Source organism: Streptomyces marianii, assembly GCF_005795905.1.
Lineage (GTDB): Bacteria > Actinomycetota > Actinomycetes > Streptomycetales > Streptomycetaceae > Streptomyces > Streptomyces marianii.
Window position 1 is genome coordinate 7338312 of sequence record NZ_VAWE01000001.1, and the last position, 12567, is coordinate 7350878.

Annotated in this window: 11 protein-coding genes; 5 read left to right on the forward strand and 6 right to left on the reverse strand. The window is 68.8% G+C overall.

The genetic code is table 11. From position 1 onward, the window contains the following. Positions 1-159: 159 nt before the first annotated feature. Entirely contained in the window at positions 160-855 is a 696-nt protein-coding gene (locus FEF34_RS33245; protein ID WP_234042640.1) for a formyltransferase family protein, read from the forward strand. 15 nt (positions 856-870) lie between these two features. Here the strand turns inward: FEF34_RS33245 and FEF34_RS33250 are convergent, their stop codons facing one another. From FEF34_RS33250 to FEF34_RS33260, 3 genes are all read right to left on the reverse strand, one after another. Beyond that, positions 871-1803, reverse strand: coding sequence for a LysR family transcriptional regulator (locus FEF34_RS33250; protein ID WP_171053184.1), 933 nt, complete (start codon positions 1801-1803; stop codon positions 871-873). Between the two features lie 559 nt (positions 1804-2362). Further along, entirely contained in the window at positions 2363-3721 is a 1359-nt protein-coding gene (locus FEF34_RS33255) for an MFS transporter (RefSeq protein WP_138056471.1), read from the reverse strand. A 103-nt stretch (positions 3722-3824) separates the two neighbouring features. Continuing rightward, a complete protein-coding gene (locus tag FEF34_RS33260; protein ID WP_171053185.1) occupies positions 3825-4841 on the reverse strand; it encodes an IS630 family transposase in 1017 nt (338 codons plus the stop codon). Between the two features lie 169 nt (positions 4842-5010). Here FEF34_RS33260 and FEF34_RS33265 point away from each other — a divergent pair, with 169 nt between their 5' ends. From FEF34_RS33265 to FEF34_RS33275, 3 genes are all read left to right on the forward strand, one after another. After that, positions 5011-5757 (forward strand): thioesterase II family protein, encoded by a 747-nt coding sequence (locus tag FEF34_RS33265; RefSeq protein ID WP_138056473.1) that lies wholly within the window; start codon positions 5011-5013, stop codon positions 5755-5757. A 198-nt stretch (positions 5758-5955) separates the two neighbouring features. Beyond that, complete coding sequence (locus tag FEF34_RS33270) at positions 5956-6225, forward strand: transposase family protein (protein WP_234042641.1); 270 nt, start codon at positions 5956-5958, stop codon at positions 6223-6225. Positions 6226-6363: 138 nt separating this feature from the next. Then, positions 6364-6627 (forward strand): MFS transporter, encoded by a 264-nt coding sequence (locus FEF34_RS33275; RefSeq protein WP_138056474.1) that lies wholly within the window; start codon positions 6364-6366, stop codon positions 6625-6627. A gap of 45 nt (positions 6628-6672) precedes the next feature. Here the strand turns inward: FEF34_RS33275 and FEF34_RS33280 are convergent, their stop codons facing one another. After that, the gene (locus FEF34_RS33280; protein WP_234042642.1) at positions 6673-8259 is read right to left on the reverse strand and encodes a glycoside hydrolase family 71 protein; all 1587 of its coding nucleotides are present in this window, start codon (positions 8257-8259) and stop codon (positions 6673-6675) included. Positions 8260-8445: 186 nt separating this feature from the next. Next, entirely contained in the window at positions 8446-9561 is a 1116-nt protein-coding gene (locus tag FEF34_RS33285) for an LCP family protein (protein WP_234042643.1), read from the reverse strand. Positions 9562-9945: 384 nt separating this feature from the next. On the opposite strand from FEF34_RS33285, the gene FEF34_RS33290 reads away from it, so the two are divergent. Continuing rightward, the gene (locus FEF34_RS33290) at positions 9946-11349 is read left to right on the forward strand and encodes an exopolysaccharide biosynthesis polyprenyl glycosylphosphotransferase (protein ID WP_138056477.1); all 1404 of its coding nucleotides are present in this window, start codon (positions 9946-9948) and stop codon (positions 11347-11349) included. 74 nt (positions 11350-11423) lie between these two features. On the opposite strand, the gene FEF34_RS33295 is transcribed toward FEF34_RS33290, so the two are convergent. Next, positions 11424-12392 (reverse strand): GDP-L-fucose synthase family protein, encoded by a 969-nt coding sequence (locus tag FEF34_RS33295; RefSeq protein WP_138056478.1) that lies wholly within the window; start codon positions 12390-12392, stop codon positions 11424-11426. Positions 12393-12567: the final 175 nt, after the last annotated feature.

Below are 12567 nucleotides of genomic sequence, written 5' to 3' on the forward strand. Positions count from 1 at the left end.
GGGCGGGCGCCGACGCCGGTTGCGGACATGGCGACACCAGGCGCGGGCGTCGAGCCCTGTCCGGACCACCTCCAAGCCGGGACCCGCCTGTGGCATCGGTCCATCTGATGGACAACCCGTGCTGAACCGATACCCGACCAGCGACCGCCGGGAGCGCAAGTGAACATCTATATTTCAGGACGAGGGGGATTCGCGGTGGAGGTCGCGGACGCCCTCCTGGACGCAGGCCACAAGATGGTCGGCGCAGCCGCCCCCCGCCTGCGCAGGGGGCATTCCGACGAGAGCAACGCGATGTCCTGGGACCGCCTGCGCGCCTGGGCGTATCCCAGGGACGTCCAGTGGACGGACGCGGCCGAGCTACGCGCGATGCACATCCCGGACGGAGTGGACATCATCGTCGCCGCGCATTCGCACGCTTTCATCGGCCGCCGGACCCGTGCCAGGGCCGCCGTCGCCACCATCGGCTATCACCCGAGCCTGCTGCCGTTGCACCGCGGCCGGGACGCCATTCGCTGGACGATCCGCGACGGTGACAAGGTGACGGGCGGCAGCGTCTACCACCTCACCGAGCGTACGGACGCCGGCCCCCTCGCCGCCCAGGAGCACCTGCTCGTGCCCCCGGGCTCGACCGCGCAGAGCCTGTGGCGCGAGCACCTTGCCCCGCTCGGTGTGCGGTTGCTGCTGCGGGTGGTCGCCGACCTCGCCGAGGGCAGGCGGATCGAGGTCCCGCAGGACGAGAAGCTGGCGACCTGGGAGCCGGCGATGGACTCGGCACCGCTGTTCAAGCCCGAACTCATCGCGCTGCCCGGAGCAACGCCCGTCGACAGCAACAAGTGGGCACTCTACGCACAGTGAAGTCCCGCACCCCGCTCAGGCGGTTGCCGGAGTGTAGAGCTGCTGGGCTGTCATGCGAAGGGCTGTCACGAAGTTGCGCGCACGCTGGGTCGGTACGGTGCTCCGCAGCATCTGCACGCCTATGGACAGGTGAGGGATGTCGTCGGTGATGGCCACCAAGGCGATCCGGCTGCCGTCCGGTGTATCCATCGACTGGGGCCTGTGATGGGTCAGCATGAATCCGAGCCCGGCCCCCGCCAAAGCACGCATGGCCTCCGTTCCAGTTGTATAAATAACTCTGGGCATGGGGACATCTGCTTTTATGAAGGCACTCTCCACATACGCCTGAATTCCGGTGGAGGAAGGTACGTCGGCCATCAGGATCGGATACTTCGCCAGATCGGCCAACGAGACCGTACCCGAATCGGCCAACGGATGACTCTGCGCGACGAGCGCGTACAGCGCGGGCGTGACTACTTCCGTGAACCTGGTCTCCTCCGACGAGGTGATGCTGTAGGTGACTGCTAATTCGCAGGTGCCGTCCAGTAACAGGTCTATGGGTGAGTGGACGTCGTGGACTTTTACCGTCAGTCGGGGTTGGCAATCGGCGATTCGGGAGATGGTCCGCAACATCAAGAATGAGGTGATCGAGTAATATGATGCGATGTCGAGGCGCCCCTCGGACTCGTCCTGGAGCCTGCTGCTGTAGCGATTCAGGGCGTAGGCCTGCCTGAGGATCGCCCGCGCGTCGTCAATGAGCAACTTCCCGGCCGAGGTCAGACTGACTCCCTTGGCGTGGTGGCGCACGAGTAATTGGTTCGCCAGCTGTCTTTCCAGTCGCTGGATCGCGGCGGACACCGCGGACTGGGACGCATGCAGGCGCTCGGCGGCTTCGGAAATGTTTCCCGTCTCGGCAATGGTGACGAAGTAGAGAAGTTGGGTGAGGCTGAATTCCGGCCGATCCCCCATGCGAGTGATCCTTTCTTTTCCAAGTGGAGCTTGGACCACTGCTTTCCGTGACGAGAAAGACAGGAGTCCGATACGCGTGAACATTCAAATGCCAGCCCTGCCTGGTTGTCTACCGGCGGTATATCCGCACGGGTGAATTTGGCCGGTATCCGCCCCTGCGGGGCGGAGGGGCGGCATGACGACTTCGCTCCTGTTTAGAGGTAGGTACCAGTTTTTCACGGTATCGCAACACAAATAGCCGTGATCTTCTGGATAATGACAAAAGGGGGCGGCTGTTCGTTCTTGGTTGCTGGCCGTTTAGCGAGGATTGGACGGATTGAAATTCTCTCGTTCCGTATGCGGATCGGCCGGGTTCGGCGGATTGGCCGGATTTCGACGCTCGTTCGGTCGTCGCCTGGTCAGCCAGGAACTGCCGACCACGGTCCGGTGGACGGGAAACGCCCCTGAAACCGCTGCCGCGCGGGTAGTCGATCACTTGCGCGGCAGCGGCTTCAGGGGCGGTCGATCTCGGCGGCCTTGACCCAGCGCCCCGTGTTCGGCGATGGTCGGCCGGTCTTCTTCAGGCCGTGCTCGCCCCACGGCCTGCCATGGCGACGATTACAGCTCCGAGTACACAACCGGCGCCGGCTGCGAGATAGGCGAGGTGGTAGCCGCTGAGCCGGTCATCGCTGGTCGCCGCGATCAGGACCATGACCGCCACTCCGATGCTGGCGCCGATCTGCTGGGCCACGACGTTCACCGCCCCGGCGACCGCGTGCCGTTCCGGCTCGATGCCGCTGAGCGCGGCGGACGTCATCGCGGGGAAGTTCAGTCCTTGGCCGATACCGCTGAGCACCATGCCGGGCAGCACATGCAGCAGATAGTCACCCTCGTGCGGTGTAGTTATCCACAGCGCGGTTCCCGCGCCGATCAGGACCAGCCCGACAGTCATCAGCGTGCGCGGTGCGTACTTGGTGAGCAGACGTCCGGTGACGAAGTTGGCGGTGAGGAACACGCACGCCGACATCGGCACCAGCGCCAGACCGGACTCGAGCGGAGAATAGTTCAGCATCCCCTGCATATACAGCGGCGCGAAGAACAGCATCCCGACCGAGGCCATGTACTGGAGGAACGCCGCCAGGCTCGCGCTTCGGACCGATGTCACCCGGAAGAGGTCGAGCGGAAGTGCCGGGTCCGCGGTGCGGCCCTCGCGCACGACGAAAAGCAGCAGGAACACCACTGCGAGGCAGAGTGAGGCCCCCGCCAACATGCCGCCCGTGCTCGCGCCGACGACCAGCAGGGCGAGGCCGATCGTGCCCAAGATCGCACCGGGCAGGTCCAGCCTGCCGCCGCGCCCGACACCCGCGGGCAGCCCGGCGCGCGTCACCGCCAGCACGGTCACTCCCACCACCACCGAGAACCACAGCACCGACCGCCAGCCGAGGAACTGGGTCAGCACACCGCCCAGCAGCACCCCGCCACTGAAGCTCGCCGCGCCGACGGCCGCGTACACGCCGAGCGCCCGGTTGCGTGCCGGACCGGCCGGAAACACCTCGGTCAGCAGGGCCAGTGCGGCCGGACCCGACAAGGCCGCGCCGATGCCTTGGACCGCCCGCGCACCGAGCAGCCACCCGATGTCAGGCGCCACAGCCCCGACCAACGCGGCCACCGTGAACAGGGCTATACCGAATTCGAACACCCGTCGACGGCCGAAAACATCGGCTAGCCGGCCGCCCACGAGCAGAAAACCGGCGAATGTCACGGCGTAGGCAATCATGACCCACTGGAGCGTGGTGTCGTCCAGGTTAAAACGTTTTCCGACCGCCGGAAGAGCGGCATTGAGCACCCCGAGACCACTCACATCCAGCGCGAGCGCTCCGGCCAGCACTCCAAGGGCCAGTCCCGCCCGGCGGCGTGGCATCACCTCGGTACTGGTCATGCGGCCCTCCCGAGGAAATGGCGTGCGGAATATTCGGATAAGGCGGCATCGGTACCCGTCACGAGCCGCTCCGTTGTGCAGTGAGTGTGATCTTCATATCGAGTCACTTTGCAGTGTCACTCGCCCGCTGTCCAGTGCCTCGTGATCCGGTTTCTGCCGGTTCGCATTGCTTCTTGATGAGCCCGTTAAATATTCGGAAATTCGATGCGACGGATCGACTTCTGTGATGCTCCCGAACCGGCTTTCGATCTGATTGGGGTTTTCTCAGCGAAATGATCTTCGCGAAGAGGCTTGCACCGCGCCGATCGGGCATGCGCGTGCTGGCGGCGGACAGCCGTGAGGCGGTTGCGGCCTTGGAGCGGTGGACGGGGTGGCGGTCGGCGATGACGTGGACCTTGCGGCTGGCCTGGCGGGCGAGCCGGTCGAGGAAGGCGGTGAACACCCTGGCGGTGAACTTCTCGGTGAACACGGTGAAGTACACGGTGCCCCGCCCGGCGATCGCGGACATGATGTTCACCTTGAACCGCCGGCCGCTGACCTTCACGACCGGGGTCTGCCCTTTCGGGGCCCAGGAGGTGCCGGGGGGGGCGGTGTCCGAACGAAGTCCGCACTGGTCCGCCCAGGCCACGACCGCGTCCTCCTCCTTCGTCCGGGCGACGATCCTCGGGTACTCGCCCTCCAGCCACGCATCCACTTTCGCCTGGTCCTGCCGGTACGAGCGCCGGTCCGGGCGCTGCGGGGAGAAGCCCTGCCGGCGCAGCCACTTGCCCACACCGTGCTCGGTCATCACCACCCCGGTGACCATCCGGACCAGCTCGGCCACCAGCGGCCGCGTCCACAGCGGGCCTCCGATCAGCAGCTCCTCCGGGATGTAGTCGGCCATCGCCTGGAACACCACGGCCCGCTCCTCGGGGCCGATCCGCTCTCCCGGCCCCGGACGGCCAGTCCGCCGCACCGCCGGGGCCTCCCGACCACCCGCTTGATACGCACGCCACCAGGTCCCCACCGACCGCTCGGCGACCTGGCACATCCCTGCCGCCTGCCGGTACCCCTTCACCTGCCCCGACTCCAGCGCGGCCACAACCCGCAGCCGCACCACTTCCCGCCCCGCGGGCGTCACCCGCCGCAAATCCCCAGCCCCAGTCACACCCTCACCAGCGAACCAGGCAACACCACAGCTCCTCCTCAACATATCGTGTGAATGAGAGGTCCTGATTCTGCGCGACGTGACACGGCACCGCCGTGTATCCATCCCCTTGTCCGACACTCCGAGAAGGAGAGCCGATTTCATGCAGGCTGTCGACCCCGACCTGTGGATCCGCCGCTTTCACCCGGCGTTACCCGCGCCCGCCCGACTCGTCTGCCTGCCGCACGCCGGTGGTGCGGCAAGCTATTACACGCCGATGTCAAAGATGCTCTCGCCGGGCGTCGAAGTGCTCGCCATACAGTATCCGGGCCGACAGGAACGGCTGTCGGAAAGGCGCCGGGAGACGGTCGCCGAGCTGGCCGACGAAATCACCGAAGTGCTCCGGCCGCTGACAGGCCAACCGTTGTATCTGTTCGGCCACAGCCTCGGCGCGACCGTGGCCTTCGAGGTCGCGCGGCGCATGGAAGCGGACGGCATCGAGCTTGCGCACCTGTTCGTGTCGTCGCGGCGGGCACCCGACCTCAATCGCAACGAGCGTGTCTACGAGCGCGGCGACCAAGAACTCATCAAGCAGATAAGGTCGTTGTCCGGCACCGCGCCCGACGTCTTCGACGACCCGGACATGACCGCGATGGTGCTCCCTGCGATCCGCAGTGACTACAAGGCCGCGGAGACCTACATGTACCAACCGGGACCGAAACTGACCTGCCCGGTGACGGCGCTGATCGGCGACGCGGACCCGATGGTGTCGGCCGAGGAAGCCACCGCCTGGAGCCAGCACACCGGGGGCGCCTTCGAGTTGCGGATCTGGCCGGGCGGGCACTTCTATCTGGACGCGCATGCCACGGACGTCATCGCAAAGATCACGGCCGCCATGGTGGCAACGTGAACATTCACCGGGTAGTCGGGGTGTGACGGTCGTTCTCGCTGCGTGATGTGGGGCGTCGGGCACGGGGCAGGGCTTCGGCTTGGTCGCGTGACGCGCGGTTCGTGGTGGTCCGTCAGGTGAGTGGCGGGGCCGGAACGTGACAGGCACGGCTTCCAAGATCATGGAGTTCTCTACGCCCCGTGATCCGAGTGGAAGACCGTGCCTGCCGACGCATCATCGCTGATCCCGCCTGCCCTTGGCCAACTGCGTGAGAAGCCGCAGGTCCGACCTGCTGAGGTCCCGGGCCTGCTGGAGCGGCTGGCCGAGGTGCCGGACCCGCGTGATCCGCGCGGGGTGCGCCACCGCCCGTCCGTCGTGCGCGCGCTCACCGCGTGCGCGGTGCTGGCCGGAGCGACCTCGCTGCTGGCGGTCGGCGAGTGGATCGCCGATGCCCCGGCTCACGTGCTCCAGCAGGTCGGTGCCCGGTGAAACACCGAAGCCGGTAGCGGCGCTTGAAGGCCCACGTCCCTTCGCGCTGCGTCCGGCATCCGCGCGGCACGCGTCCTCGGGGTGCGAGGCCGGCCCTCTCGCCCTCGGATCCACCACGATGATGGCCGGTGTGGTGGCATGCAACGTCATCATCGTGAGCTCCGGCAGTCCTACTGCCCGCCGGAGCTCATCGGCCGGGTCACGGCCACCGCGATGTTCGTCAACTTCTGCACGATCCCCGTGGGAGCGCTGCTCGGCGGCGCGATGAACACCCTCCTGGGCCTGCGGCCGACGATGTGGCTGGTCTGCCTCGGCCTCTGTGCCACCACCGGCATCCTGCTCTCTGCACCGCTGCGGGGTCTGCGGGACCTCCCGGTCTCCCAGCGGGTTCCGGCCGCCTGACGGGGCCACACCTCCGGAACCCGCCGGTCGCCATCCCGGCCGATGTCAGCGCCTGCTGGACACCCCGTAGTACTGGAGGTCCTGCACCCCGATCGTGCTCCGCACCGGATAGCGGGTGCTGACGGTGCTGACGGTGTCCGCTCCACGGCGGACCACGGCCTCGGTGCGGCCGGGGCCGAGCGGCAGGGCCCGAACGTACGGTCCGGCGGGAGCCGCGTAGACGTGCGGCACCGTGCCCACGCGCGCGGAGACCGTGGCGGGCGCGGTGAGGAAGGTGAGCAGTTCCACCTGGTCGCTCGCCGGCGCGGTACCGGGGCGGGGGCGCATCAGCAGGCGGTGGGGCACGCTTCCGGCGGCGGACGTGAACTGTACGCGGGAGGTGACGTACAAGGTGTCACGGACGATTCGGGGCCAGGTCCCCGTCTTGAAGCGGGTGAGGTAGTAGGAGGAGATGTCCAGGTAGGTGTGGCCGTTGTGCAGTGAGGGGGCGAACTGGCTGCCCTCCGAGTAGTCGTTCCAGGTGGTGAGCTGCACCCAGTCCGCCCCGTCGGAGATCGCGTGGTTCCACGTCGAGCGCAGGGTGGTGGTGTTTCCCGCCTCGTCGTACACGCCCTGGTTGGGCCGAGCGTCCTGGACGGACACGGCCTGCATCCACTTCTTGCCCAGGGAGTGGGCGAGTCGGATGTCCTCGGGGACACCGTCCTGCTGGGTGTGGCTGCGATTGCCCCAGGACGAGAACACCTCACTGATCGGTGCGAACCGCTCCGCGTTCGCGCGGAAGTCCAGGAAGACCGGCACGAGCGCGGTGCCGATGCCGTGCTCTCCCAGCCGGGCGATGACCTGGCTCCACCAGGCGGGGTCCTGAGCCTCGGCCTTGAACGGCGAAACCACCAGGCGTCCGTCCGCCAGGCGGTACGCGGACGGGGAGGCGGCGAGCACGGCCAGTTGGTCGGCGAGGGTGCGCGGATCCGTGTCCAGGGAGGCCATGTCCGGCATCAGCACGATGCGGAATCCCGGGTCGACGCGCTGGGCAGCGCGCAGGAGCAGCTCGACCCGCTCGCGGTTGGTGCCGGACAGGGAGAGGATGTCGACGGTGAATCCGTCGATGCCGGCGTCCCGGGCCGTCCGCACCTCCCTTTCCAGGTTGCCCAGCTGCCAGTCGCCGCCGCTCGGCTGCACGGGCAGCGGCCGGTCCCGCAGCAGGCCGCCGTAGGCCGAGTGCTTGCCCTTCTCGCCATGGGGCGTGAGGTAGTTACGGGCGTAGTAGTCGCGTGCTGCGGGCTCATTGTCGAGCGAGAGCGGGTAGGGCGGGAAGTAGTGCGCGAAGACCAGATGCGGACTCCCGCGCAGCACCTCGGTGGCCGGGAGGTCGAAGGGAAGCGCCGGGCTCGGCCGCCTGGAGGGTGCAGGAGTGAGCTCGGGGTCGGGGGCAGGCTCGGTCGGCCCCCGGCTCGGCTCAGCGGAGGGGGGCGGGACGGGGGACGGGAGCGTCTCCCGGTCGGGGGTCGGCTCGGTGGCGGCCGGGCTCGGTCGCGCGGCGCGCGGCGCGGTGGCCTCCCGGCCGCCGGCCAGCCCGACGCCGGCACCGGCGCCGAGACAGATGAGTAACAGGCCCAGCAGGGCTCCGATCACTGCGCGTCGTCGTCGACCGGACGGTCTTCGGTGGTGGTGGCGGCGCGCGGGACGATCCGGGTGTTCCGTCATGGGTGTCCTCCCGCAGGTGGGCCGCGGGGTGCGGCCCGGACTGGGACAAGCATGGCCTGTCGGCAGGGTGGAGCACTACAGAACGAGCTGCGGTGGCAGACTCGCGCCGTCGACTCAGTGCGTCGTGGCGCCGAGCCGGTCGGCGTCCTCGTGCGTCTCGACGTAGGTGTCGAGGGAGTCCTGCCGCATGGCCTGCCACAGCTCTGCGCCCGCGCTGTCGTCCAGGAGGACCACGGACTGTCCGGATATGGTGTCCGTCCCCTTGGCGGGGGCGTTCATGAACACTATGGAGCCGGGGCGTACGTTCCGGTTGTCCCACAGCAGCGTGCGCAGGTCGCCGTCGCTGAGCCGGTCGTCGACGCTCACGGCGGCGGTGAGGTCGTCAAGCACTTCGGTGGCCTTGGCGGGGTTGGAGAAGGTCGAGGGGCGCATGACCTTCCCGAGCAGGGTGCGCAGGAAGTACTGCTGGCGGTGCGTGCGGTCGAAGTCGCCACGGGGCAGGTGCTTCCGCTCGCGCACGTAGGTGAGGGCCTCGGTGCCGTTCATATGGCGGCTCGCACCGTCCACCACGAGGTCCACTCCGCCCACCGAGTCGGTGAGCTTCTTGAAGCCCTCCCAGTCGATGACGGCGAGGTGGTCGACGCGCACCTTGGTCAGCCGCTGCACCGTGTCGATGAGCAGGGGCGGTCCGCCCCAGGAGAAGGCGGCGTTGAGCTTGGACTTGCCGTGCCCGGGGACGTCCACCCACGCGTCGCGGGGCAGTGAGACGACGTACGTGCCGGAATGGTCCTCCGGGAGATGGACCAGCATCATCGTGTCGCTGCGCTGAGCCCCGTACTTCCACTGGGGGGCTTTGGCGTCCCGGCCCGTGGTCGGCAGATCGGAGCGGCTGTCCACCCCGACGAGGAGGAAGGTCCGGCCGCCGTGCGACGGCGCGGGTTGCTCGGCCTCGGGGATCTTCGTCGGGAAGACGCCGGAGATGCGGTCGACCTTCCCGGTGTAGTGATCGACCGTCCACCAGGCGATCCCGCCCACCATGAGCAGGCCCACGGCGAGCAGTGTCACCGCCCCGATGAGCACCCGGCGTGCGCGGCTCCGGCGCTTCGTGCGGCGCCGGGACGGTGTCCCGCCGACCTCGCCGGCTCCGGTGCCGCCCACGGCACCGGAGCCGGCGTCGTCCGAAGACCCGCCGGCCGGGAGCACGTCTGTCGCTTTGCTCCGGTCCGTCATCGCGGCATCAGCCGCCCTTCTGTCCCCCATCACGCACCCCCGTGTCGCCGGGATGCGTCCCCTTCCCCGTCGGGCGCACACTGTAGCCAGTACGTTCGATGTTCGTACAGAGTTCCACCGAGACTGGCACCCGGCGCGGCCCGCACGTTCGACATGCGGTTTCATATGGCCCAGTACCTGTCGGTCACGTTCACGTAAACGCGCCCATGCGTGCACAAGTTTGCCGTACCGTTCGCCATCGTGTCGCATGTTCGACGGATAGACGTTCGTGACACCGGTGGCTCGCGCCACCGAACGTGCCTGGGGGGGTACATGTGGGATGTTCAGACCGCTGATTCCGACCGATCGAGCGAGGCCCGGTGTCGGGCGCGCTCCTCGCTGTGGATGGGACGCAAGTCCCGGTGGTATCTGCCCGTTTCGGTGACCACCGACCTCGTCGGCGCCGGTGTGCCGGTGGGACTGATGTTCCTCGTCACCCACCAGCCGTGGGCCGTGCCGAGCGGCATCGTCGCGGGGCTCGCCTGGGCGGGCGTCCAGGCGTTCCGCTCGCGTTACGCGGCCCGGGCCATCGGCGAGGACCGGGGCACACTGCCGGTGCTCCACGACTGGTTCATCCTGCTGGGGGTCCTCGCGGTGGGGCACGCCGCGACAGGGGTGCGCCTGCGCGCGGCGCTGTGCCTGGCGGCACTGCTTCCCGCCCTGCTGCTGACCCTGGTGTGCCGCAAGGCGGTGCACCGTCATCTCGCGGCGAGGCGCCGCGGCGCGCAGGCGGTGGTCAAGGTGCTGGTGGTGGGCGAACCCACCGCGGCCGACGGTGTGACCGCGCACCTCGCCGCCCGTACCGACCACCCGTATGTGGCGGTGGGTGCCGTACCCGTGGGTGGCGGCGAGTTCGTCTCGGGAATCCGGACCGGACAGCGGCTGACCGCGACCGCGCCCCAGTGCGCGACGGAGGACGCCGAGTTGGTCGTCAGCGCGGTGCACCGGCTCGGCGCCGATCTGGTGCTGGTCGTCCCGGGCACCGCCCTGTCCGGAGAGCGGCTGCGCCGCCTCTCCTGGGGCCTGCATGACGCAGGGATCGAGCTGGTTCTGGCACCCGGCCTGGTGGAGGTGTCCGTCAAACGACTGGAGACCGGGTCGGCCGGCGGTATGTCGCTGCTGCGCGTGGCCCCGCCGACGAAGGACGGCGTGCAGCCGGTGCTCAAACAGATCCTCGACCGCAGCGCAGCCCTGCTGGGCCTGCTCGTCCTGGCTCCGCTGCTGCTGCTGATCGCGGCGGCGGTGCGGCTGTCTTCGCCGGGTCCGGTGTTCTACCTCCATGAGCGCATCGGCCTGGGCGGGCGCCCGTTCGTGATGTGGAAGTTCCGCAGCATGCGGGTCGGCGCCGACAGCCAGAAGGCCGCGCTGGCCCAGGAGAACGAGCACGACGGCCTGATGTTCAAGATGCGCCGCGATCCCCGGGTCACCCGGGTCGGGCACTGGCTGCGCCGTACCTCGCTCGACGAACTGCCCCAGTTGGTCAACGTCCTGAAGGGTGACATGTCCCTGGTGGGCCCACGGCCGCCGCTCGCCGACGAGGCGGCCCACTACACGCCGGTCGAGTGGCGGCGGCTGAGCGTCCGGCCGGGGATGACCGGACTGTGGCAGATCAGCGGACGCTCCGACCTGTCCTGGGACGAGACCGTCCAACTCGATCTGAGCTACGTCGACAACTGGTCGTTCACCAGTGACGTCGACGTCATGGCCCGCACGTTCCGCGCCGTCGTCGACGGTCGCGGGGCGTACTGAGGGCGGCTCCCGTGACCGCACAGCCCCCCGGCGCGCACGGTGGCGCGCCGGGGTCAGGGAACCGGCCGGAGCCGTCAGTGCCCGGGTCGGCCTGCGGTGCCGTCCTCGAGGCCGCCGCGCCAGTGCGCGTAGGTCGCCGCGATGCCGTCGCGCAGCGGGATCGCCGGCCTCCAGCCCAGCCCGGACAGCCGGGACACGTCGAGCAGCTTGCGCGGGGTGCCGTCGGGGCGGCCGGTGTCCCAGGCGATCCGGCCGGTGAAGCCGGTGACCTCGGCGACCGTCCCGGCCAGTTCGCGGATGGTCAGATCACTGCCGTAGCCGATGTTGACCGGCTCGTCACCGTCGTACGAGCGCAGCAGCACCGCGCAGGCGGCGGCCAGGTCGTCCACATGCAGGAACTCCCGGCGCGGCGTGCCGCTGCCCCACAGCACGACCTCGTCGCGCCCCTCGGCCGCCGCCTCGTGGAAGCGCCGGATCAGAGCCGGCAGCACGTGCGAGGTCTCCAGGTCGAAGTTGTCACCCGGCCCGTAGAGGTTGGTCGGCATCGCGCTGATGTACGCGGCGCCGTACTGGCGCCGGTACGACTGCACCTGCACGATCCCCGCGATCTTCGCGAGGGCGTAGGCCTCGTTGGTGGGCTCCAGCGGACCGGTCAGCAGCGCGTCCTCGGTGATCGGCTGCGGGGCGTGCTTGGGGTAGATGCAGGACGACCCCAGGAAGAGCAGGCGCTCGACGCCGGCGGCATGGGCGCCGGCTATCACGCTGAGCTGGATCTGGAGGTTCTCCTCCAGGAACTGCACCGGCTGTGTGCTGTTGGCCATGATGCCGCCGACCTTGGCGGCGGCGAGCACCACCGCGTCGGGGCGCAGCGCGGCCAGTTCGGCTGCGGTGCGCGCGGCGTCGCGCAGATCGAGTTCGGCACGGGTACGAGTGAGCACCTCGTGCCCGTCGGCGGCGAACCGGCGGGCCACGGCGGAGCCCACCAGGCCACGGTGGCCGGCGACGAAGACACGGGCACGTTCGGGCAGCAGCGATGCGGTCATGGGCCGGATCATGCCAGGCGTTGCGTGGTCCGTACGACCCCGTCGTCAAACCAGACGAACTTACCCGCAGCTCACGAGATTCCAGAGATGCCCGGATTTCACGACATACGGCCCGTGCACGGCGGGCGCAAGAACCGGATCCGCCCCCGTGGCGGGTCCGGCACGGAGGGGAACA